The 20,548-nt window shown below is 62.4% G+C and carries 21 protein-coding genes and 1 pseudogene; 7 read left to right on the top strand and 15 right to left on the bottom strand.

Going from position 1 to position 20,548, the window contains the following annotated elements; all coding sequences use genetic code 11:
• Positions 1 to 25: 25 nt before the first annotated feature.
• Genes ACLGGT_RS11935 through ACLGGT_RS11920 form a run of 4 tightly spaced genes read right to left on the bottom strand, consistent with a single transcriptional unit; the run spans position 26 to position 3,029 of the window.
• Positions 26 to 1,138, bottom strand: coding sequence for a dimethylsulfoniopropionate demethylase (locus tag ACLGGT_RS11935; protein WP_437196240.1), 1,113 nt, complete (start codon positions 1,136 to 1,138; stop codon positions 26 to 28).
• Positions 1,135 to 1,650, bottom strand: a complete 516-nt coding sequence (locus ACLGGT_RS11930; RefSeq protein WP_008279852.1) for a DinB family protein — start codon at positions 1,648 to 1,650, stop codon at positions 1,135 to 1,137. The genes ACLGGT_RS11935 and ACLGGT_RS11930 overlap by 4 nt, the downstream gene beginning before the upstream one ends.
• Positions 1,650 to 2,279, bottom strand: coding sequence for a DUF1326 domain-containing protein (locus ACLGGT_RS11925; protein WP_437196237.1), 630 nt, complete (start codon positions 2,277 to 2,279; stop codon positions 1,650 to 1,652). The genes ACLGGT_RS11930 and ACLGGT_RS11925 overlap by 1 nt, the downstream gene beginning before the upstream one ends.
• 15 nt (positions 2,280 to 2,294) lie before the next feature.
• On the bottom strand, positions 2,295 to 3,029 hold the full coding sequence (locus tag ACLGGT_RS11920; protein WP_151979741.1) for a DUF2182 domain-containing protein: 735 nt from the start codon (positions 3,027 to 3,029) through the stop codon (positions 2,295 to 2,297).
• An 85-nt stretch (positions 3,030 to 3,114) separates the two neighbouring features.
• Between ACLGGT_RS11920 and ACLGGT_RS11915 the strand changes: the two genes are divergently transcribed.
• A complete protein-coding gene (locus tag ACLGGT_RS11915; protein ID WP_008279849.1) occupies positions 3,115 to 3,843 on the top strand; it encodes a FadR/GntR family transcriptional regulator in 729 nt (242 codons plus the stop codon).
• Positions 3,844 to 3,847: 4 nt separating this feature from the next.
• Here ACLGGT_RS11915 and ACLGGT_RS11910 read toward each other — a convergent pair whose 3' ends face one another.
• The 10 genes from ACLGGT_RS11910 to ACLGGT_RS11865 all read right to left on the bottom strand — a co-directional run bounded on the left by ACLGGT_RS11910 (position 3,848) and on the right by ACLGGT_RS11865 (position 13,695).
• Positions 3,848 to 5,209 carry a sigma-54-dependent transcriptional regulator gene (locus tag ACLGGT_RS11910; protein ID WP_008279848.1) on the bottom strand — a complete coding sequence of 454 codons (1,362 nt, stop codon included), beginning with the start codon at positions 5,207 to 5,209 and terminating at the stop codon, positions 3,848 to 3,850.
• Positions 5,206 to 5,343, bottom strand: a complete 138-nt coding sequence (locus ACLGGT_RS11905; protein WP_008279847.1) for a hypothetical protein — start codon at positions 5,341 to 5,343, stop codon at positions 5,206 to 5,208. Before ACLGGT_RS11905 ends, ACLGGT_RS11910 begins: the two co-directional genes overlap by 4 nt.
• A gap of 4 nt (positions 5,344 to 5,347) precedes the next feature.
• Positions 5,348 to 6,658 (bottom strand): c-type cytochrome, encoded by a 1,311-nt coding sequence (locus tag ACLGGT_RS11900; RefSeq protein ID WP_437196234.1) that lies wholly within the window; start codon positions 6,656 to 6,658, stop codon positions 5,348 to 5,350.
• Between the two features lie 2 nt (positions 6,659 to 6,660).
• Positions 6,661 to 7,872: a formate dehydrogenase subunit gamma gene (locus ACLGGT_RS11895; protein ID WP_008279845.1), complete on the bottom strand. Its 1,212-nt coding sequence runs from the start codon at positions 7,870 to 7,872 to the stop codon at positions 6,661 to 6,663.
• 131 nt (positions 7,873 to 8,003) lie between these two features.
• Entirely contained in the window at positions 8,004 to 8,600 is a 597-nt protein-coding gene (fdh3B, locus tag ACLGGT_RS11890; protein WP_008279844.1) for a formate dehydrogenase FDH3 subunit beta, read from the bottom strand.
• Positions 8,601 to 8,612: 12 nt separating this feature from the next.
• Positions 8,613 to 11,498, bottom strand: coding sequence for a formate dehydrogenase subunit alpha (locus ACLGGT_RS11885; RefSeq protein WP_008279843.1), 2,886 nt, complete (start codon positions 11,496 to 11,498; stop codon positions 8,613 to 8,615).
• Between the two features lie 99 nt (positions 11,499 to 11,597).
• Positions 11,598 to 11,789 (bottom strand): ubiquinol-cytochrome c reductase iron-sulfur subunit N-terminal domain-containing protein, encoded by a 192-nt coding sequence (locus tag ACLGGT_RS11880; protein WP_008279842.1) that lies wholly within the window; start codon positions 11,787 to 11,789, stop codon positions 11,598 to 11,600.
• A 54-nt stretch (positions 11,790 to 11,843) separates the two neighbouring features.
• Positions 11,844 to 12,464 carry a TorD/DmsD family molecular chaperone gene (locus ACLGGT_RS11875; RefSeq protein WP_375554115.1) on the bottom strand — a complete coding sequence of 207 codons (621 nt, stop codon included), beginning with the start codon at positions 12,462 to 12,464 and terminating at the stop codon, positions 11,844 to 11,846.
• Positions 12,461 to 13,093 (bottom strand): DUF3306 domain-containing protein, encoded by a 633-nt coding sequence (locus ACLGGT_RS11870; RefSeq protein WP_437196233.1) that lies wholly within the window; start codon positions 13,091 to 13,093, stop codon positions 12,461 to 12,463. Before ACLGGT_RS11870 ends, ACLGGT_RS11875 begins: the two co-directional genes overlap by 4 nt.
• The gene (locus tag ACLGGT_RS11865; RefSeq protein WP_008279839.1) at positions 13,090 to 13,695 is read right to left on the bottom strand and encodes a DUF3305 domain-containing protein; all 606 of its coding nucleotides are present in this window, start codon (positions 13,693 to 13,695) and stop codon (positions 13,090 to 13,092) included. Before ACLGGT_RS11865 ends, ACLGGT_RS11870 begins: the two co-directional genes overlap by 4 nt.
• A 348-nt stretch (positions 13,696 to 14,043) precedes the next feature.
• Here ACLGGT_RS11865 and ACLGGT_RS11860 point away from each other — a divergent pair.
• Positions 14,044 to 15,998: pseudogene (locus tag ACLGGT_RS11860) on the top strand (4Fe-4S binding protein).
• Here ACLGGT_RS11860 and ACLGGT_RS11855 read toward each other — a convergent pair.
• Complete coding sequence (locus tag ACLGGT_RS11855; protein WP_437196232.1) at positions 15,992 to 16,810, bottom strand: hypothetical protein; 819 nt, start codon at positions 16,808 to 16,810, stop codon at positions 15,992 to 15,994. The pseudogene ACLGGT_RS11860 and the gene ACLGGT_RS11855 sit on opposite strands and share 7 nt — an antisense overlap.
• Positions 16,811 to 16,834: 24 nt before the next feature.
• On the opposite strand from ACLGGT_RS11855, the gene ACLGGT_RS11850 reads away from it, so the two are divergent.
• The 5 genes from ACLGGT_RS11850 (at position 16,835) to ACLGGT_RS11830 (ending at position 20,521) form a co-directional block, all read left to right on the top strand.
• Positions 16,835 to 17,029 (top strand): DUF6494 family protein, encoded by a 195-nt coding sequence (locus ACLGGT_RS11850; protein WP_008279836.1) that lies wholly within the window; start codon positions 16,835 to 16,837, stop codon positions 17,027 to 17,029.
• 1 nt (position 17,030) lies between these two features.
• On the top strand, positions 17,031 to 18,095 hold the full coding sequence (gene apbC, locus ACLGGT_RS11845) for an iron-sulfur cluster carrier protein ApbC (protein WP_008279835.1): 1,065 nt from the start codon (positions 17,031 to 17,033) through the stop codon (positions 18,093 to 18,095).
• Positions 18,092 to 18,799 (top strand): biotin/lipoate--protein ligase family protein, encoded by a 708-nt coding sequence (locus ACLGGT_RS11840; protein ID WP_008279834.1) that lies wholly within the window; start codon positions 18,092 to 18,094, stop codon positions 18,797 to 18,799. Before apbC ends, ACLGGT_RS11840 begins: the two co-directional genes overlap by 4 nt.
• Positions 18,796 to 19,323 carry a DUF6505 family protein gene (locus ACLGGT_RS11835; RefSeq protein ID WP_422002487.1) on the top strand — a complete coding sequence of 176 codons (528 nt, stop codon included), beginning with the start codon at positions 18,796 to 18,798 and terminating at the stop codon, positions 19,321 to 19,323. Before ACLGGT_RS11840 ends, ACLGGT_RS11835 begins: the two co-directional genes overlap by 4 nt.
• 268 nt (positions 19,324 to 19,591) lie before the next feature.
• Positions 19,592 to 20,521, top strand: a complete 930-nt coding sequence (locus ACLGGT_RS11830) for a hypothetical protein (protein ID WP_437196229.1) — start codon at positions 19,592 to 19,594, stop codon at positions 20,519 to 20,521.
• The last annotated feature ends 27 nt before the right edge of the window (positions 20,522 to 20,548 follow it).

Genomic DNA, 20,548 nt, shown 5'->3' with positions numbered 1-20,548 from the left:
GGGGGCAGCGCCCCCATGCCCCCTCTCAGGCCCAGAACCCCGCCTGCACAGAGGCGCGGCGTTCCCCATCAGGCGTCACCACTCGCAACGCTGTCCCCGCCTCCCAATGGGTCATCCGCACCATGCCGATGGCCACGTTGGTTGCGAAATCCGGCGACCACGTGGCCGAACTCACCCGGCCCACACGCGCACCCTTCTCAGACAGGACCGGCCACCACTCGCGGCAGGGCGGCACCGCCGCCCCCTCGATGGCAATGGCGCGGATCTGTTGCACCGGCCCTTCCTTGGCCACCCGGAGCAGCGCATCCCGCCCGATACACCCAATCGCCGTATGGGTGTTGCAAAACTTGCCCAGCCCGCATTCATGCGGCGTGTTGTCATCGGTCATATCATTGCCATAGCTCAGCAATCCGCCCTCGATCCGCTCGATCAGATTGGGGCATCCGGCGTGCACATCCATGCTCTTGCCCGCCTCCATCAGCGCATTCCAGAGCGGCATGCCGATATCGCCGCCTTCGACATAGATTTCAAACCCGCCCTGCTTGGAATAGCCCGAGCGCGCGATCACCATATCCCGGCCTTGAAAATCAAAATGCCCAAAGCGGAAGAACCGCACATCGCGCACCGCGTCGCCAAACACCGCCGCCATCAGATCATCGGCGCGCGGGCCTTGAATGGCCAGCGGGCTCACGTCCGGCTCATCCACCAGCACATCCAGCCGCCAGCCCTGCGCGATCCCCTTGACCCAATAGAGCAGGTCACTATCGGCAATCGAAATCCACCAACGGTCCTCGGCCAGCTTGACCGCCACCGGATCGTTGAGCATGCCGCCGGTCTCATCCACGATGGGCACATAGAAACACTGTCCCGGCGTCATGCCGCGCAAATCGCGCGGGGTCAGCATCTGCATCAGGCGGCCCGCATCCGGCCCCCGCAATTCCACCTGCCGTTCGCAGGCCACGTCCCAGACCTGCACCGCCTCTTTGAGGTGGCGATAATCCTCTTCGATCGAGCGAAAGACCGTGGGCAACAGCATATGGTTATAGACCGTATAGGCCTTGACCCCCGCCGCCTCGACCCCTTGGGAAAAGGGCGTGCGGCGCAACCGGCGCGACGGGGACAGAAGCGGAGCGTTCATTGGGCCTCCTCAGGCATGAAAACAAGATCGGTAATCGGCGCGGACAGGCCCGCGCGCGTCAGCATCGCATGCACCTGCCCCCGGTGGTGGGTTTGGTGGTTGAAAAAATGGGTGACGCAGGTGGCCACCGGCCGGGTGATCTCGCCGCCCACGGACCCTGAGTAAAACGTCAGGTTGCCGGTAAGGTCGATACTGTGCACCCGCCCCGCCCACGCCTTGATCCGCCCATCGGTGGTGAACCGTTCCGCACTCCATGCGGCCCCTGTCGGGGTCAGCGTTGTGCTCTGCTCAAAGCCAGTCTCGGGCGGTGCGGCGCTGGCATCAAACCGGCTAAGCCACATCTGATCCGCCCAGAGAATATGGTTGAGCGTGCCGAGGATCGAGCCAAAGAAGGCCCCGTGATCCTCGGTCAGCACCTTGCGGCTCACCCCGTCTATCGCACGCATCACCTGCGCGTTTTGCCACGCATTATAGCGCGCCATCAAGCGCACATGATCCGCCGCCAGCAGCATCAGCGCGGGCCTTTCCAATCAATCTGGCAGATTTCCGCGCTGCGCCCGTCAAAATCCCACACCCGGCCAAAGGCGCGCACGCGCCCCTTGGTGGCGGTGGCAACGGTGATGTCGGGCCCCATCCAGTATTCGGTGTTGGTGACGACAATATCCTCGCCCTTGTGGCCCGGCACCGGCACCACTTCGCCTTGGATCATCTTGCCCACCATCAGGCGGCGCGCATTGCCTTCGGTCTCGAAAATGACCGGCGCGCGTTCGGCCCCGATAAACTCGCTGACCAGCACCCCAAAGAGGCCGGTCGTGCCGCGCGCCTTGCCGCTGAAGATATTGACCAAAGCGTCATAAGCGGCTTCGCTTGCACGCTCGTCGATAAAGGCCGCGGCCTTCCAGTTGCCGCGTGCCATCAGACCGGGAATTTCCAGCATAAGACCGACGTTGAGCCCGCTCAGGTCCTCATCGCCATAATGGCCCTCGTCGATGCGCACGCCCGACCACGCCTGACAATATCCCTCGGTGGGCGCATGCTTGCCCAAAGAGACCACGCAGGGGCAGAATACCGTGCAGTTGCAGTTGAGGATCAACTCCCCCTTGATCGCCCAGGGCACTGCGCCCAAAGTATCCAGAGCCATTTTTGGCCTCCTCTCTTAGATTGACGTGAACAGAACCCAAACCGACGCGGCGATCAGCACCGCGCCCAAGGGCCGGGTCAGATAGCGCCCAACTTGGGGCAGTTTTTCCAGAACCATGATCACCGTCGCGAGGCCCATGAAGGCGAGGTTCATGACCCCCCCGACAAAGGCCAGCGCCATCAGCGCCCAGCAACATCCAAGGCACACCAACCCCAGCCGCACGCCGTTGCGCAGCGCACCTTCATCCCAATGCTGCATGAAGAACGACAGCGGGCGGCGGCATTTCGACAGGCAGGCCTCCTTGACCGGGCTGAACTGATAGGCCCCGGCCACGGCCAGCAAAACCGCCGACAAGACGCCAGAGCGGCTATCGCCAAACGCCGTCAGCAATCCGGCCTGAAACAGCGCCATTTGCGCCCCTGCCGCGATCACAGAAAACCCAAGCCAAACGCCCAGATACCCCACCACCAGCGTGCCGAACTGTGTCTCGCCGGTATGGCTCAGCTCTTCATAGGTCGCAAAGGCAGGCAGTGCTGTGGGGGCCATCATCGCCGCCGACATCAGCGCCCACATCAGGATGATGCGGCCAAATCCGGCGGCATCGGGCGTGACAATGCACAGGCTTTGCAAGAAATCAGCGCCGTAAATCACCGCCCCATCGCGCAAATCTGCGGGCAACGCCATCGCATAAAGCAGCGCCCAGGCCCCCAGAATAAGCGCGAACAGCACCAACCAGTGCCCCCCACCCATTCGCCTGACCTGTGCTGCAATCATCGCCTCATCCCCGCGACTCACCTCTTGCGTTTAAATTGTCAGACATTTAAATGTATGACAAATGAAAATTGATCCGGATAACAAAGCCGACCTTTCGGCCCAGATAGCCGAGGCGATCCGCGATGCGATCGTCTCGGGTCAACTCATCGTTGATGAACGCCTGCCCTCCGAGGCAGAGCTTGCCGATCACTTCGCCGTGTCGCGCCCCACCGTGCGCGAGGCGCTGAAACGGCTGGCCGCGCAATCGCTCATTCGAACCCAGCGCGGGGCCTTTGGCGGCGCCTTCGTCAACCGCCTCAGCTATCCCGAGGCCTATGGCCAGCAGATCACCACCGCCACGCTGCTCCTCAGCATGAACAGTATCAGCTTTGATACCGCCTGCGAGGCGCGCTATGCTTTGGAACGCGCCTGCACGCCCTTGGCGGCCCAGCGCCGCACGCCCGACACGCTCGCCACCATGCGCGCCGAGATTCACCGGCAGGGACAGCCGGGGCTGACCGATGAAAGCTTTTGCGCCTCTGACGTGGCGTTTCACCGCGCGCTTGTGGACAGTGCGGGCAACCCGGTGCTCAGCTATCAACTCGCCGGCGCGGTCGAGGCGATGCAGCCCCTGATGAATATGATCACCTTTACCGCCCGCTCGCGCGAGGCCATCGTGGGCCTTCACACCCGCATCGCCGATGCGCTGGCCTGTTCAGACGCCGAGGCCGCGCAAACCGCCCTGACCGAGCTAGAGGCCTATACGCTGACCCTTGGCCGCGATGTCATGGCCGCGCGCGCGCCAAAATAGCCCCTCAGACACCCCAAGCCGCGCATTTGCGGTCAATCGTCTTGCGCGCTACGCCCAAACGGCGCGCCGCCTCGGCCCGGTTGCCGCCGCAAGCATCGAGCACCGCCATGATGTGACGCTGCTCGACATATTCCAGCGTCTCAAGGGCCTGCTCGCCGCCGCCCCGGCCAGAGCCCGCGAATTCCTCGGGAAAGGCCCCAAGGATCACTGACCGTTCGATCAGATTTCGCAATTCCCGCACATTGCCGGGCCAGTCATAGCGGCTCAGCTTGAGCAGGACATCCGCATCGAGATCAAGCGCGGGCATCCCCAACGCCCCCGAAAATTCGCTCATAAAGAGCGCCGCCAGTTCAACGATATCCTCCTGACGCTCCTTGAGGCTGGGCATTTCCACGTTGACGATATTGATCCGGTGAAACAGATCCGCCCGGAACCGCCCCGCATTCACCGCCGCCTTCAAATCGGCATTGGTGGCAAACAGGAACCGCAGATTAAGCGGGATTTCCCGTTCAGACCCGATGGGTCGAATACGCTTGTCCTCCAGCACACGCAGCAGCGCCGCCTGCACATGTTCGGGCAATTGCGCCACTTCATCCAGCAAGAGCGTGCCGCCATCCGCATGCAGCAGCAAACCATCCTTGCGCGCGCGGCCATCCTCGACCACGCCAAACAATTCCTCTGCAATCCGATCCGCCGAAATCGCGGCACAATTGACCGCGACAAAGGGCTTCTCGGCCCTGTTCGATAGCCCGTGCAGGGTACGCGCCGCAATCTCTTTGCCGGTCCCGCTTGCCCCGGTGAAAAGAACCGAGGTGGGCGCAGGGGCCAGCTTGCCCAGCATCGCCCGCACGCTTTGAATCGCGGGCGAATGTCCCAGCAGCCGACCGCGCGCCGCCTGCCCGCCCGCCGACAATTCGTGCCGCAACAGGTAATTCTCACGCGCCAGATATTTGCGGTCCAGTGCGCGCGCGACCGAATTCAGGATCTGGTTGGCGCGAAACGGCTTGAGCACGAAATCCGTGACCCCCGCCCGCAGCGCCTTGATCGCCGTATCAAGATCCGCGTAGGCGGTGATCAGGATCGTATCGGCAAATAACCCGACCCGCCGCTGCTCCTCCAGCCAGTCAAGGCCGGTCTTGCCGGGCATGATATTGTCGAGAATGACCAGATCGAAATGCATCTGATCAAGAATCATCGCCCCCTCTGCACAGGTGCGCGCCTGCTCCACGTGACGGCACCGCGCCCCCAGCGTCTTGATAAGGAAATTGCGCATTCCCGGCTCATCGTCGATAATCAATACCGACGCATGCGCAAGGTTCTGGCCATAATCCTCCGCTGTTTCTTCGGGCGCGGGATGCGGCGTCATTCGGCCGCGTCACCTAGCCGAACAGCATCACCCGCGCGCTTGGCCTCAGACGTATAGCCCAACTCGTGCAGCACGGTGGGGGCGGCGGCGGAAATCACCGCGCAGGCGATAAAGGCCGCAATCATCGCTTTCATTCTCTCAGTTCCCTTCTGTTGCGGTGGCACGGCGAAGATAGTCAATCATATCCTGCCGGTCCTCAGCCGCTGTGATCCGTTGCATTGGCATCTTGGAGCCGGGGATATAGTGATCCGGTCCAAGGTCGAAGAGCGCGTCAATCGTTGTGTCATTCCAGACGATCCCAGACCCATCAAGGATATCGGAATAGGCATAGCCCGGCACTGTCCCCGCCTGACGCCCAAAAAGACCATAGAGCGTCGGCCCCGCCTTGCGCGAAGGCGGCGGCGTCAGAGCATGGCAGATGGAGCATTTGCGCATGAATTGCCGCTCGCCATTTTCCATCTCCTCAGGCGCGCGCAAAAAGCTGTGATCCGTCTCGCCCGCCGGGTCATACGCGCCCAGCATCTCGACCGGCCAGCCATAGACGACCTCGCTCAGCCCACCCGCATAGATCATACGCCCGTCGGGCGAAAAATCCAACGCCCAGACCGGACCGCGCGCCATGGCCTGAAAATCACGGGCGATCTGCCAGGCATTCGTGTCGATCACCATGATATAGCCCTGCCCATCCCCCGCCGCCAATTGCGCTGTCGCGGCGTGATAGGCCATCGACAGCACCGGGCGACGCTCTAGCGTGAAATCCGCGATCTGCTGACCGCTTGCTGGGTCGATCACCCGCGTGGCCCCGTCAACCGCGCCATAGGCCAGCCACGCATCCTGAGGCCCCAACACGATCTTGTTGATCCCAAACCCCTGATTCAGCACTTCGCGCGGCGGGGCATCCACCTCTTGCCAGCGCCATTCCTGCAATGACCCATCCGCAGACGAGGAATACAAAAGCGCCCCATCGCTGCTGAATGCCACATCGCTGACCGCCGCATCATGCCCCGTCAGAAAGCGCGCAGCCCCCCCCGCCACCGGCCAAATCCCAATCGAGCCGTCCCAACTCGCCGAGGCAATCCACGCCCCATCCGGCGACACATCGAGCGCCGCAACCTTGCCTTTGTGGCCAACGTGCCGGGTGCCTTCGCCGGTTTCCCTATCCCAGACGATCAGCGTAAAGTCATCGCCCCCCGACACAAGCCGCCCGTCCTCCAGTGCCGCAACCGCAACTACCGCCGCCGCGTGACCTTCGAACCAGCGCGGGGTGCGTCCCTCCCAGAGGCCCACGGAATTGTCGAAACTAACCGACACGACCTCGCCACTCTCAGGCAGCACGCTCAGCCCCATGACCGGCCCGCCATGCCCCTTGAGCGTGGTGAACTCTTGCGCTGCCAGAGGGCTTGCCCCCGCCAGCGCCCAGAGCCAGAGACCAAAGGCACGCGCCCCCATGGTTATTCCGCAGGATGCGCGGCCTTGCCGGGATCAGGCGCATGGCCCTTTTCCTGCAACTCCTTAAGCCACAGGCCATGATGCTCGCGCGCCCATTGCTCTTCGACCTCGCCCGACCCCATGGCGTCAAACGCGCCCTCCATGCCGACCGACCCAATGTAGATATGCGCCAGAATGATCGCGGTCAGAACAAAGGCCATGATCGAGTGCCAGAGCGTCGCCAGCTGCATTTCCTCATGCGGTGCCAGCATCACCGGCAATTCGCCAAAGCCGACCGCTTGTGGCAATCCGGTCTGGTTGAGCATGACAAAGGTCTTGGCAAACATCGGCATCTCGAACGGAAAGAGCAGTGACAGGCCCGTGGCCGAGATCGACGCGCCAAACACGATCACCGCCCAAAAGATCATCTTTTGCCCGGCGTTGAATTTCTTGGCGGGCGGATGCACACCCTTGCTGAAAATCCCGCCGCCCACGGCCAGCCATTTCAGGTCCGTCCGGTTGGGAATATTGTGCAGAACCCACATAAAGAACACCATCACCAGACCCAGCATAAAGGCCCAGGAGATGTTGTTATGCACCCATTTTGACGCCACCGCGATGGTCGCGAACGCCTCATGCCCCAACAGCGGGATCACCACCGTTCGGCCAAACAGAACCACCAGACCGGTGATCGCCAGCACCACGAAAGAGCCCGCCATCAGCCAATGGCCAAAGCGTTCGACCGCCTGAAAGCGGGTAACCGTGCGGCCCGTCTTGGCCCCGTCGATCCGGATTTTGCCCCGGACAAGGTAGAAAAGCGCCAAAAGGACCAGCGTACCCCCCAGCAGATAGGCGCCATAGGTGGCCAGCGGCCCCTTGCGGAATTCAAGCCAGGTCATGCCGCCGTCCTGAATGAGAACGCGCGCCTCCGGCCCACCGGCCGAGACCTTCACATCATCCAACCCATAGCGCAGCGCACGCCACACTTCGGCATCTGATGCCCCGCCCAAGGTGCCTAACTGCCCCGCCATGCCGGCCGCGTCATCCGCGTTGCCTGTGGCGTTGCGGCGGAAACTGTCGTCAATCTGCTCGCCGCGCTGCCGGGCCAGAATATCGTCTAGCGTCTGTGCCCCGCCTGTGGCGGACCGGTCAGGCCCAGTGGCCGTTGGCGTGTCCTGCGCCATGGCAGGCAGTGCGAGCAGAAAACACAAAGCCAAGCTGAGAATTGCGCGCATGATGTCCTCGATCCAAGTCTTGATGTTACGATTTCTTCAAAAGAAATCGAACCGGAAACCTTTAAGGTTTCCGATTGCTTTCGCACCAATGCCGGAGGTCTCGGTGACCTCCGGCATTGGCAACAGCGCCTTCAGCCGCCGCTTTGCTGGCCGTAGGCAGAACCCCAGCCCCAAGCGCCCGAGCCGAAACCACGGGCCACAACGCGTTCGCGGTAAATGGCCGACACGACGTCGCCATCCCCCGCCAACAGCGCCTTGGTCGAGCACATCTCGGCGCAGATGGGCAATTTGCCCTCGGCGATCCGGTTGCGCCCATACTTCTGGAACTCAGCCTCGGAGTGGTTCTCTTCCGGGCCACCGGCGCAGAAGGTGCACTTGTCCATCTTGCCCCGGCTGCCGAAATTGCCCGCCTGCGGGAATTGCGGCGCACCGAACGGGCACGCATAGAAGCAGTAGCCGCAGCCGATGCACAGATCCTTGGAGTGCAACACGATGCCCTCCTCGTTCTGATAGAAGCAATCCACCGGGCAGACCGCCATACAGGGCGCATCCGAACAGTGCATACAAGCCACCGAGATCGAGCGTTCGCCGGGGCTGCCGTCGTTGATCGTCACCACCTTGCGGCGGTTGATCCCCCACGGCACCTCGTGCTCGTTCTTACAGGCCGTGACACAGGCGTTGCATTCGATGCAGCGCTCGGCGTCGCAGAGAAACTTTGCTCTTGCCATTCTCTTTCCTCCTTACGCTGGCATGATTTTGCAGAGAGTCGCCTTGGTCTCCTGCATCTGCGTGACCGAGTCATAGCCATAGGTCTGAGCCGTGTTCGTGCTCTCGCCCAAGACATAGGGATCGGCACCGGCGGGGTAATTCCCCCTCAGGTCCTTGCCCTCGAAATGGCCTCCAAAGTGGAACGGCATAAAGACAACGCCTTCCGCCACCCGCTCTGTCACCATTGCCATGACCTTGACCTTGGCACCTTCAGCCCCTTCAACCCAGACCTGTGCGCCGTCCCGCACGCCGATGTTATTGGCATCGCGCGGGTTGATCTCGACGAACATATCCTGCTGAAGCTCGGCCAGCCACGGGTTTGACCGTGTCTCGTCGCCGCCGCCCTCATATTCGACCAGACGGCCAGAGGTGAGGATGATCGGATACTCTTGCGAGAAATCCTTTTGCTGGATCGAGGCATACATGGTCGGCAAACGCCAAGCCTTGCGGTCCTCATAGGTCGGATAATCCGCCACCAGATCACGACGGTTGGTATAGAGCGGTTCACGATGCAACGGCACCGGGTCGGGGAAGGTCCACACGACCGCCCGCGCCTTGGCATTGCCGAAGGGCGCGCATTCGTGCTTGATCGCCACCCGCTGGATACCGCCCGACAGGTCGGTCTTCCAGTTGGCCGTAGGTCCGCCCACTGCGTCGATTGCGGCGCGCTCGTCTGCGGTCAGATCGCCGTCCCAGCCCAGATCCATCAGCATCTGCATGGTGAATTCCGGATACCCATCCTGAATCTCAGACCCTGCCGAATAGACACCCTCGGCCAAGAGGTTATCGCCATCCCGTTCCACGCCAAACCGGGCACGGAAGGTCAAGCCACCTTTGGAAACCGGTATCGACATATCATAGAGATTGGCTGTGCCGGGATGGTTCATCTCGGCCGTTCCCCAGCAGGGCCAGGGCAGACCGTAGTAATCGCCATCGGCCGGGCCGCCCTTGGCGCGCAACGTGGTGCGGTCAAAGGTGTGCTGGTTTGCCATATGCAGCTTGAGCCGCTCTGGGCTCTGGCCGGTATAGCCGATCGTCCACATACCCTTGTTGAACTCGCGGGTGATGTCTTCGACGTTGGGCTCTCCGGCTTCGTCAATCGCGATGTTGCGGAACATCCGGTCATGGAAACCAAACTTTTGGGCGAACAGCGCGAGGATTTCGTGGTCAACCTTGGACTCAAACAGCGGGTCCATGATCTTGTCACGCCACTGCAACGACCGGTTCGAGGCGGTGACAGAGCCGCGCGTCTCGAATTGCGTGGTCGCCGGCAGCAGATACACGCCATCGGTACGGTCGTTCATGACAGCAGAGACTGTCGGGAACGGATCGACCACAACCAGCATGTCCAGCTTTTCCATCGCGGTTTTCATTTCCTTACCGCGTGTCTGGCTGTTGGGCGCATGACCCCAGAGAACCATGGCCCGGACATTGTTGGGCTGATCCATATTCTCCTTGTCTTCGAGAACACCGTCGATCCACCGCGACACGGTGATGCCGCTGAGGTTCATCATCTTGGTGTCCGCATAGGTGGCATCCGAGAACCGGCTCTTGAGCCAATCCATATCCTCGCCCCAGACACGCGCCCAATGCGCCCAAGATCCTTCCGCCAGACCGTAATAGCCGGGCAGCGTGTCGGCCAGAACACCAAGGTCCGTGGCTCCCTGCACGTTGTCATGTCCGCGGAAGATGTTGGTGCCGCCACCGGCCACACCCATGTTACCCAGCGCCAGCTGCAGGATGCAGTACGCGCGGGTGTTGTTGTTGCCGTTGGTGTGCTGGGTGCCACCCATACACCAGATGACAGTACCGGGGCGGCTATTGGCCAGCGTCCGCGCCACGCGGCGCAGCTGCTCGCCCGGCACGCCAGTGACGCGCTCGGTTTCTTCGGGGGTCCACTTGTTCACCTCGTCCTTGATCTGGTCCATGCCCCAGACGCGGGTGCGGATGAATTCCTTGTCTTCCCAGCCATTCTCAAAGATGTGCCACAGGATACCCCAGACCAGCGCCACGTCCGAACCGGGACGGAAACGCACATATTCATCAGCATGCGCCGCTGTGCGGGTAAAGCGCGGGTCGCAGACGATGAGCGGCGCGTTGTTTTCTTCCTTGGCCTTGAGCACGTGCAACAGGCTGACAGGATGCGCCTCGGCGGGGTTGCCACCGATGATGAAAATCGCCTTGGAATTGTGGATGTCGTTGTAGCTGTTGGTCATGGCGCCGTAGCCCCATGTATTCGCAACGCCCGCAACGGTGGTCGAGTGACAGATCCGCGCCTGATGGTCGACGTTGTTCGTGCCCCAATAGGCGGCGAATTTGCGGAAGAGATAGGCCTGTTCGTTATTGTGCTTGGCAGAGCCCAGCCAATAGACGGAATCCGGGCCGCTTTCTTCGCGGATCTTCATCATGCCGTCGCCGATCTCGTTGATCGCCTGCTCCCAGCTGATGCGCTTCCACTCTCCACCCTCTTTCTTCATCGGGTATTTCAGGCGGCGCTCGCCATGGGCATGCTCGCGCACGGCGGCACCCTTGGCGCAATGCGCGCCCAGATTGAACGGGCTATCCCAGCCGGGTTCCTGCCCCGTCCAGACACCATTTTGCACCTCGGCCACAACCGTGCAACCGACCGAGCAATGGGTGCAAACCGATTTGACCGTCTGCACCGCCGCCGTCGCAGCGCTCTGCGCATTGGCGCGGGTCACGGTGCCCCCCATGGCACCGATTGCGGCAAGGCCACCGATGGCCAAACCGCTGCCACGCAGGAATGCGCGGCGGTCCACCGATGTTCCGGCGACCTCGGACAGGATACTGGTCCGCTGGGGGCGGCGTGCAACCCCGTTGGTCTTTTTCCTCAACATGTTTCTCTCTCCTCCCTGGGCCCTCTTGGGCTGGGTACTGCGATTGTCCCTGACGCTCTGGCCACTTGGCCGCGCACCAGCGTTGACGGGCGTCCGATCCTAGAAGCGGGCGCTCTCGAAATAGGCGCGGGTATGCGCGGTGTCCTGCATCCGATCCGATGTCAGGTCTGGCTCTGCGGCTTGGGCCTCGCCCGTCGTGACCATCGTTGCGACCGCGACAGCGGGCGCGCCGGTGGCGGCCAGTTTCAGGAAATCACGGCGGCTGCTGCCAGCCTCGGTCTTCCGGGTCATGAAGGTCTCCCTCCCCTCGTTGTGACGGATCGCTCCGCCGGTTGCGATACGGGCTTACGCCCCGCTCATTCGAAAGCCCTGCGCCTCGATCTCCATGAACACCCGACCGACCGCGCCGACCGAGGCATAGAGAACCGAACTCTGCGCAGCCTCCAAATCTGTGAAAAAATGCCCGGCCCAAGGGCCGATATGCTTGGCAAAGAACGCCTGTTGATCGGCCAGCGTCGCAGGCTTGCCAAAGCGCCCTCTGATAAGTCCCGCCATCATCTCCATGAGCGAGGCGATATTGTCCTCTGGCTCATAGACATTTTGCGCACGGGTCATGCCGCGCGCGGCCATGTCGCGGCGCAGCCCCGCCAGCGGCTTCTCATTGAGAAAGCCGGTCAAATAAAAGCTGGCATAGGGCAGCAATTCGCCCCGTCCCAGCCCGATAAAGAGCGCGTTGAACTCGCGCTCGACCCCGGCAGGCTTGCTCACCCCAGCCACACGCGCCAGCGCGCTCACGGCTTGGCCCATTGGCGTTGCATCCCCGTTCAGCGCGGCGGTCTGTGCCAACAGCGCCTCACCCGGCGGGCGGGCCAGAATGGCGGCGAGAAAATCATAGAGATCGGCACGCAGCGCATCCTCTGCGGCGATCTCGGGCTCTTGGGCTTTCAGCGCCTCGGCTTGGCTCATGCGGATACTCCAGCCTGTTCATCAAATTGAAATCGCATCCTGCGGCGCGGCGGCAGCGGGGTGTCGTCCTGTGCCGTCACTGTCTCGGCCTCAGCAAATGCACAGCTTGTCTCAGAACCTGCATCCGGGTCGGGCGCGGCCTCGACCTCTGCGACTTCCACCAGTTCGGGCCCATCGGCCTCGGCCACAACCTCAGCCTCTTCTGGCCCTCGGGCCAGCGCCTCGGCCTGACGTGCCATTTCCTGCACATGCGCAAGCATGCCCTTGCCCACCTGATAGGTGGTCTTCATACCCGGCACCACCATCGCGGCATCGGTGTAATCGTCGGCGTAATCAATTAGCCCGTCGAGATTGGCCAGCACCGGATTGCTGACCCATAGCCGCCGCAGCGCCCGCCGCCGAAGCCGCTCTGGCACCGCCTTATCCATAAAGACGCGGAAATCGTCGCCCATTTTCAATGCGTCAGGATCGGGCAGACCCAATTCCTCGCACAGCTCAGCGTCGGTCTTTTCCTCAAGCTCTGCCTCGCGGGCGGCTGCCGCAAGCTGCTCTGCTGCACGCGCCTCGTCTTGCGCCTCAGCTTCAACCCGCGCCTTGCGCCGGGACCAGAAATCAGACGCGCGGCTCAATTCAGCCTCCCACGGCGCATCCGCTCTGGCGTGGCAAAGACATCGCGCGGCTGCACGATCCGTGCATCCCCGATGCCGTCCTGCGCGCGACCATCGGCCTGCTTGTCACGGCGACGCTTCTGAAACGCCTCTTCCTGATGATGTGCTTCGACAAAATCGCGGACCAACGCCACCAGCCCCTCGGGCATCGGCACCTTTTCCACAATATCATCGCCATTGTCGGCATAATCCTGCGCCTCAAAGGGCGAGGCTGTGACCAGCACAACCTCATAAGGCGCGCGCTCTAGATCAGCATTGGGCCGGTTTCGCATGATTACAAAGACCGACGGCACCCGTGCGGACAGCCCCTGCAAATAGGCCTCGGTCTGGGTGTGATGCAGATCAAGCAGCACGGTCGCGGCGTGGAAATCCACCGCCTCGCCCTCGCGCCGCAACTCGCGCCAATCCGCCTGCGGCGCCCCCGGCAGAACCGACACCGCCCGCCATGCCCACGCCGCCCACCGGGTAACACCCGGCGTACGTCGCATGACAATGCCCAAGGGCACCATCATCTGTTTCTCAAGCATCTGTGTTTCGTGGCGATAGGTCACGCGGTCGTGCATCCTTTGCTGCGTGGTTCCAGATTGGTTTGGTTTCCGGACCACGCAAAGCCCTTTTTGTGTGCAACCGTCCACATCGAGTCCGATCCGGACATTTTGAACCACCCATCGGCACGTCAGCGGCCTCAAAGGACAGAATGTCCAGTTGGCCCTTTTCAATGCTGCACTGCCGCATGACAAGATATTGAAAACAAACAGAATCAATCGGGTTTAAAACAGCGCCCGAACCGGCCCTCTCCCAAGGCCGAACGATTCGAAAAGCGGTTTACGAGGGCTTCGAATCATGCCTAATCTCTGCGCAAAGTGACCGATCCGGTCCGCTTCCCAGACGTGTCAAACACCGGGGTAAACATGCCTAAACACCTGATTTTATGCGATTGTTCCGCCAGCCAGACGCTCGACCCCGAGGGGCTCTCCAAGGTCACCGGCCTAAGCTGTTCGCGCCTACACAGTGCGCTCTGCACCGATGAAATCGAGGCCGCGACCAAGGCCATCACCACCGGCGAGGCAATTATTTGTTGCGCCCAAGAGGCCCGTTTGTTCGAGGATCTGGCAGCCGATCTCGAGGTCGACAGCCCCCCCCTGATCGACCTGCGCGACCGGGCCGGTTGGTCGGATGATCCAGCCTCAAAACTACCCAAAATGGCCGCCCTTCTGGCCGAAGCCAGCCTGCCAACCCCACCACAAAAGACCGTAGACGTCATATCCGAGGGGCTGTGCCTTATCCTTGGTGCCTCGGATGTGGCCCTGCCCGCTGCTGAAAAACTCGCCCCCCTCCTTGGCGTCACCGTGCTCTTGACCGACGAGACGGACCCGCCCGAGAACCGCGATTTCGATGCCATTCGGGGCCGGATCACACAGGCCAGCGGCGCGCTTGGCCAGTTCGAGCTGCGCATCGACGCGCTGCAACAGATCAACCCCGCCGGACGCGGTGCCCTGCGCTGGACCGCACCGCGCGACGGCGGTCAGACGCACTGCGATGTGCTCTTGGACCTGCGCGGCGGCACGCCCCTCTTTCCCGCCCCCCAGAAACGCGAAGGCTATTTGCGCGCTGATCCCGGCAGCCTGCATGCCGTCTCCGACGCGGTCTTTCAGGCCGCCCAGATGATCGGCACCTTTGAAAAGCCGCTTTACGTGGCGCTTGAGCCGCTCATCTGCGCCCATTCCCGCGCCGAACAGACCGGATGCAGCAAATGCCTTGATATCTGCCCCACCGGCGCGATCAGCCCGGACGGTGATCACGTCAGCATTGATCCGATGATCTGTGCGGGCTGCGGGGCCTGCGCCGCGCGCTGCCCCTCGGGGCCATTACCTATGATGCGCCCCCCCCTGACATGACCTTCCGCCGCATTCAGACGCTGGCGCAGGCCTATCGCAAGGCTGGCGGCACCGCTCCGCGCCTGCTTGTCCATGACACCCCCCATGGGGCCGAGATGATCCGCCTTGCCGCCCGCCACGGGCGCGGGCTGCCCGCCGATGTGATCCCGCTAGAGGTTTCGGCACTTGCAGGCTTTGGCCATGCTGAGATCCTCGCTGCCCTCGCCTCGGGCTTTGCCGAGGTGGCGATCCTGCTCGCCCCCACAACCGAACGCGACGCGCTGGATCAAGAGGTGCCGCTGGCGCAGGCCATGGCCGGCGCAGGCACCGTCCACCTGCTTGACCTCACCGACCCGGACGCGCTCTGCGACGCGCTCTATGGCGCGGCCCCGCCCGCGCCCCTTGCCAGCCCGGTCCTGCCGATGGGCAGCCGCCGTCAGGTCGCGCGCCTTGCCGCCAAATCCCTCAACCCATCGGGTGGCACCCTGCCTTTGCCCACCTCCGCCCCATACGGCGCGGTGCTGGTCAATACCGAGTCCTGTACGCTGTGTCTCTCCTGCGTCTCGCTGTGCCCCTCGGGCGCGCTGATGGACAATGAGGACAAACCGCAATTGCGCTTTCAAGAGGATGCCTGCCTGCAATGCGGCATCTGCGCCACGATCTGCCCGGAAAAGGCCATCACGCTTGAACCGCGCATGAACCTTGACGACACCGCCCTAACCCAAGTGGTGCTGAACGAAGAAGAGCCATTTGCCTGCGTCGAATGCGGCACGCTTTTTGGCTCCAAGGCCACAATCAACCGCATCACCGAGAAACTCGCGGGCAAGCACGCGATGTTCGCCACTTCGGATGCCGCGCGCATGATCCAGATGTGCGAAGGCTGCCGCATCAACGCGCAGTTCAACTCTGCGAACAACCCCTTTGCCATGGGGGATCGTCCGCGCGTCCGCCGCACCGAAGATTACCTGACCAAACGCAAGGATCACTGAACTTGGATCGGCGCGCCCAGATCGGCGGGGGCCAGCCCCGCCACATAGGCGATGATCGCCTCCAACTCATCGAGCGTGACCTCGATGGGCGAAATCGGCGAGGGCAGATGGCTGGCAAAGGGTTGGGTCACACCGGCCACTTGGGTAAAGGCGGGATGCGGCTTCAACGCGAAAAAGCTCTGAAACCGGGCATCCCAATCGGCAAAGGTGCGCAGCACGGCAAACGACGGGGTCGAGCCGATCGCCCCCATCCGGTTCTCGGGCGCCACAACGTGACAGCGCCCGCATTGCAGCAAGGACACCTCTTTGCCAAGGGCGGGATCGCCGTCGAACACCGCCGCCGCCTCGGCCTCTTCCACAACCTGCGGCAGGCCAAAGGGGGCCACACCGGCCACCTCATAGCTTGTCACCGTGCGCTGACCGATCTCGGATGTCAGCCAATCGGCAAACTGGGCCGCCCCCGGATGCGTGCCCGAAACGCCCATGCGCCAGACCGCGCCCGCGCCCTCGAACACCGCGCGGCCCTCTTCTTGACCCAAGATGATCTCGGCCTCGCTTGCCTCTGCCACCACCTCGACCCGCACCCCGGTCTTGAGCGCAAAGCGCGGCACGAGATAGCCCAGCAACCCGGACTCGACCAGAACCACCGGCGCGCTCAGCCGAAACCGCTTGTCATCGGCCCGCGCCAGATCCGGCATAAGCCACAGCAGCGCTGCGAGCCACAGCATCGCAATCCGGGACAGTCGCGTGTAAGGGGTCACCAACAGGCACATACCCAAGCCTAGAAAACCGCCTATATCGGCGTCAAGCATTCAGATCAGCAAAGGGAGAGACCAATGAGTGACGATTTCAACATGTCGATGCGCAAATTCCTCAAACAAGTGGGCGTCACCTCGCAACAGGCCATCGAAGACGGCCTGCGCAAAAAGGGCGCCACCGCCGGACAGGAATTCACCGCCAAGGTGGTGCTGACTGTCGATGGGCTCGATATCGAACACACCGTGACCGGCATTATCAAAGGGCAGGACTGACGTGGCATTGACCAGAGAGAGCGTCCTTGAGGCGCTCAAGAAGATCACCGATCCGGTCAGCGGCTCAGACATCGTCGCCGCAGGCGTGATGCGCGCCCTCACCATCGACGGCGGCACCGTGCGCTTCGTGCTGGAAATCGACCCGGCCAAGGCGCAGGCCTATACCCCGGTGCGCGACGCCGCCGAGGCGGCAGTCACGGCACTTGCCGGGGCCGAAAGCGTGTCGGTCGTGCTCACGGGCCATTCGACCAAGGCTCCGCCCGATCTCAAACCGTCCCGCAAGGCAGAGCCGAAAGGCCCCGAAAAAGTTCCCGGCGTCAATCACCTGATCGCCATCGCAAGCGGCAAGGGCGGCGTGGGCAAATCCACCGTTTCCGCCAACCTCGCCTGTGCACTGGCCGCCGAAGGGCGGCGCGTCGGCCTCTTGGATGCCGATGTCTATGGCCCCAGCCAGCCGCGCATGCTGGGCGTCTCTGGTCGCCCCGCCAGCCCCGATGGCAAGACCATCCTGCCCATGCGCAATCACGGCGTGACGATGATGTCCATCGGCCTCATGACCAACGAAGGTCAGGCTGTGGTCTGGCGCGGCCCGATGCTGATGGGCGCGTTGCAACAGATGCTGATGCAGGTGCAATGGGGCGCTTTGGATGTGCTCTTGGTGGATCTGCCGCCCGGCACCGGCGATGTGCAAATGACACTGGCGCAAAAGGCGCAGGTGGATGGCGCGATCATCGTCTCAACGCCGCAGGATGTGGCGCTTCTGGATGCCCGCAAAGGGATCGACATGTTCAACCAGCTGCATGTGCCGGTGCTGGGCATGATCGAGAACATGAGCACGCATATCTGCACCAACTGCGGCCATGAAGAGCATGTGTTCGGCCATGGCGGCGTGCGGGCAGAGGCCGAGAAACTGGGCGTGCCGCTCTTGGCGGAAATTCCCCTGCATCTCGACATTCGCGTAGCCTCGGACGGTGGCGCGCCGATCGTGGTCTCGAAACCCGACAGCCCACAGGCGCAGGCCTTCCGCGAGGTGGCCCGCCATCTCATCAACGCAGGGCTGGCATGACCACGCCCAGCTTTCCACCTTTGATGTCAGGGCGCGCCGTCACCGGCGCGACCCACCCTTTTGATATGGCCTGCACCCTTGCCGCAGAGGGCTGCGATGCAGGCCTCATCGTGCATAACCTCACGGCCAATCACCTGATGGCCGCCATCGTCCTCGCCCCCGAGGTGCCTCTGGCGGAGGCCATGGTAATGCTGCCCACCTGCGGCGTCGGCTTTCAGAATGCCTTTGGCGCGCTCGCCCCACCCGAGGTGGCCGTGCATCTTGAATGGTCGGGGGGCCTCCGCCTCAACGGGGCCTCTTGCGGGCGGCTGCGCGTGGCCGCAGGCGGCACCGACCCCGAGGTCGAACCCGACTGGCTGGTGATCGGCCTTGATCTGCCGCTGATGCAAATCGCAGAGCGCCCCGGCGACCAGCCCGACCAGACCTCGCTTTATGACGAAGGCTGCGCCGAACTCGACCCCGTGGAATTGTTAGAGGCTTGGGCGCGCCACAGCCTCGTGTGGATCAACACATGGGAAGACGCAGGCCCCCGCGCGCTCCATGCCGAATGGCGCGGCCTTGCCTGGCGCATGGGCGAAGAGATCACGCAAAACGGCCGCACCGGCACATTTCAGGGCGTGGACGACCGCTTTGGCATGCTCTTGCGCGAGGGCGACACCACCCATCTCATCCCGCTCACCACCCTGTTGGAGACCCAATCATGAAACTCGCCCGCGCCATCCATTTCGACGAAAGCGATCAGCGCGTCTACCACAGCCCCGCGCGCACCGGCGAATGGTGCATCTCGGGCGGGTTCGAGTTTTCCAACTGGTCCGAGGCGGACCTGACCGGCAAATCCCGTCAGGCGTTTTCCAACGGCTGGCTCGGGGTCGAAACCTTTGGCCGCGTGACCTTTGTCGCCGTGACCCAAGTCGAAGAGGTCGAGATTGCCACCCTGACACAGGCGCTGGCCCAACATTTCGTCGACATCTACGGCGCGCCGGACCTCGCCGCAGCCCTCCCCGTCGCGCGCGAGGAAGTGGCACAAATGGCCGACCTCTGCGAAGATCACACCCCCAACACCCTCCTCACCGTCATCCGCGAACTGACCGAGGCCGGTGTGCGCGAAACCTTCAGCGTGATCGAAGCGCAAGACGCTGGCTTAGAGCAATTCGCGTTGCACGGCAGCTTGGATGACGACCACGGGCACGATCACGACCATGGGCATGGGCATGGGCACAAGCACTGAGGCACGTTGAGAAAAGGCTGATTGGCTTTTGGGTTTGAGGTCGCGCAGGAACACGGCCTCAGACGCTCACCCCCTGACAAAAGGCGCGCAAGGGCTCAGGCGGTCCGGCACTAGGGAGCAAGGTGAAGGACAAAGCGGACACGTGCCGCTATACACAGCAAGGTCTGCAATGCGGGACGAAGCGGCCGTTGCTTAACAGCACTCAAATCAGTATTGCGCTTACCATGTTCAGTAACGAGTATTGATATCGAGCTGGAAGGATGGAAAATTGGTCGAAAAAGATGCGGCGATTGATAGGGTTAGGCGCGAGATCGAACAGCGAGCCGCCGATCTGAAGGCTCGTCAGGATGAGGCACCGCTCCCACCCTCGGTCCGCTCGCTCTGCCTCGACCATACGCTCTATGCAGCGGTCCAACTAAACCCCGAGCGTGACGTCGAGTTCCTTCGTACGCTAAAGTTCGGGGCGCAGCAGTTTGACGCACATTGCGTCTATTGCGGTCAGGGCGCCACCTTTAGGACGTCGACGGGTCGCACGCCTTCAGACGTAGCTCAAGCAGAGAGACTGCGCGGACTATCAGGAGGGCCTGATCCGAAACGCCTGACTTTAGAACGCGGGCAGTTTGCACTGCACTTGTGGTGTTCGCGTCGCCCTGACCTCCACCTCTACAGTTATTTTTTTGACTACAACGAAACGCAGAGCATTCTTACAAAGATGGGGCAGACACCCTCATTGGAAGATGTCGCCGGAGCAGAAATTGAGCGTTATCGAAAAATTCTCGGTGCTGAGTTCGCTGAGTTGCGCCGGGCCACTGGCCTATTCGCACACGGGATCGGTATAGGTTCATTTGTCTATCTTCGGCGCATCTTTGAGAAGTTAGTCGAAGCCGCCAGATCAACTGCGGACCCATCGGGTGAGCGTGAGGCCGAATTCAGACAGATGCGGATGACGGATCGCGTGAGCGAACTCGCTGCGCACCTTCCGCCCGCCGTGGTCAAGTACAAGGACGCTTATGGCATACTTTCACTGGGCCTGCATGAACTCTCCGAGGTGGACTGCAAGCGGTACTTCCCAGTTGTGCGCGCGGCTGTGATAGCGATGCTAGAGCAGAGGTATGAAGCTGCTGAAAAGGCGAAGGTGACTGCGGAACTTGATCGGGCGGTAGCTGCCATCGCACAAGAAACAAAGAGTACGAAGTAAGCGGTCGCAAGGTCCGCTACGGGCTCG

The organism is Roseovarius sp. MS2 (genome assembly GCF_051447875.1).
GTDB lineage: Bacteria > Pseudomonadota > Alphaproteobacteria > Rhodobacterales > Rhodobacteraceae > Roseovarius > Roseovarius mucosus_A.
The sequence above is the reverse complement of the archived record's forward strand: the minus strand, read 5'-3'. Positions and strand labels throughout refer to the sequence as shown.